Source organism: Pedobacter agri PB92, from assembly GCF_000258495.1.
Taxonomy (GTDB): domain Bacteria; phylum Bacteroidota; class Bacteroidia; order Sphingobacteriales; family Sphingobacteriaceae; genus Pedobacter; species Pedobacter agri.
The window spans coordinates 1-1,925 of record NZ_AJLG01000312.1 but is presented as its reverse complement, the minus strand read 5'-3'; the positions used below and the strand labels follow the sequence as shown (position 1 = coordinate 1,925).

2 protein-coding genes are annotated in these 1,925 nt (G+C 39.2%); both read left to right on the top strand.

Annotation, left to right across the window (positions count from 1 at the left end; translation table 11 throughout):
• Window positions 1-332: cysteine peptidase family C39 domain-containing protein (locus ON09_RS23510; RefSeq protein WP_010603518.1), on the top strand; the 332-nt coding region annotated here is incomplete at its 5' end.
• A gap of 288 nt (window positions 333-620) precedes the next feature.
• Window positions 621-1,925: DNA gyrase/topoisomerase IV subunit A (locus tag ON09_RS23505; RefSeq protein ID WP_010603517.1), on the top strand; the 1,305-nt coding region annotated here is incomplete at its 3' end.

The following is a 1,925-nucleotide window of genomic DNA, read 5'->3' as shown; positions in this document are numbered from 1 at the left end:
ATGATGGAACATTTGGTAACTTCAATGGTAAAACAATAAAAGGAATTAAATTTAAGCAGCAATTTCAAAACCAGAGAAATGCTAATTTTCCTTTTAATGCACTTTATAAAACCATTTCAGATGAATTGGCAAGCGGACGTAAAGTGATTATTTCTCTAGTTTCTGGTCAAAACTTGTGGCATATGTGGGTTATTGATGGCAAAAGTGAAAGTGGCGATTTCATAGCTTATAGCAGAGATTTTAATAATGATTACCCAATGGTGATTAGCGATGTAAAAAAGAGGGTACAGGCTATGCAGGGCACTGACATTATCACCTATCGCTTACTGTAAAAATTATTCTGGAGTATCTGATAAATTTTTTGCTGGTTTTGAATTAAAAAACGCTGAAAGGAGTTCTTAAACCTGATTGCAGCGGCATCCTTTTAGTTAACATGCTGAGCGAAGGCGAAGCATGACTAAAAGATAAAGCGGAAAGCAGGACGGGGCTTTCAAAAAAAGATTTGAACCCTGCTTTCCAAATCACAAGTAGAGAAATGGCGATTTTTAAATGTGAATAACCTGTATTTACACTGTGCGATCATTTTTATTATATTTACGGCTGCCAATTTCTTTAGATAAATGAGTGAAGAATCAGACCAAAACCTAAATCCAAACGAAGAACATAAACATACGATTACCCCAATTAACGGTTTGTACGAAAACTGGTTCCTCGATTACGCTTCTTATGTAATTCTGGATAGGGCGGTTCCGCACATTCACGATGGATTAAAACCTGTACAGCGCCGGATTATGCACTCGCTGAAAGAGATGGACGATGGACGTTTCAATAAGGCGGCAAACGTAATTGGTAATACAATGAAGTATCATCCGCATGGCGATGCTTCGATTGGCGATGCGATGGTGCAGATTGGTCAGAAAGATTTACTGATTGACATGCAGGGTAACTGGGGAGATCCAATTACCGGTGACAGTGCAGCGGCACCACGTTACATCGAAGCTCGTTTATCAAAATTTGCAAATGAGGTGGTTTTCAACCCTGATACCACAGAATGGCAGTTGAGCTACGATGGGCGAAACAACGAACCGATTACTTTACCAGTAAAATTTCCTTTGTTATTGGCGCAAGGGGCAGAAGGTATTGCGGTTGGTTTGGCAACCAAAGTAATGCCGCATAATTTTGTTGAACTTCTTGATGCTTCTATCGATGCGCTGAAAGGTACCCGGCCGAATATTTTACCCGATTTTTTTACAGGCGGTGCAGCAGATTTTTCGAATTATAATGAAGGTCAGCGTGGTGGTAAAATCCGCGTACGTGCTAAAATTACCGAAAAAGACAAAAAGACTTTGGTAATTACTGAAGTGCCTTACAGTACTACCACAAGTTCAGTAATCGACAGTATTTTGGCTGCCAATGATAAGGGCAAAATCAAAATCAAGAAAATTGAAGACAGTACTGCCGCAAATGTGGAAATTATTGTGCATTTGGCGCCAGGCATTTCGCCTGATGTAACCATTGATGCCCTCTATGCGTTCACTGCCTGCGAGGTTTCTATTTCGCCAAATACTTGTATCATTCAGGATGATAAGCCACATTTTTTAAGTGTGAACGATATCCTGATTGAGAATACAAAACATACCAAAAGTCTCCTAAAAAAGGAACTGGAGATTCGCTTGCACGAGTTGCAGGAGAAAATCTTCTTCAGTTCATTACTTAAAATATTTATTCAGGAGGGGATGTATAAAAATCCTGAATATGAAAATTCATCCAACTTCGATACGGTAGTAGAGGTTTTACATTTATTGTTCGATCCTTTTAAACCTTCACTTTACCGCGAAATTTTACCTGAGGATTTTAAAAAGCTGATTGATAAGCCCATGAGTAGCATCACCCGATTTGATGTGAAAAAGGCCGATGAGCAGATG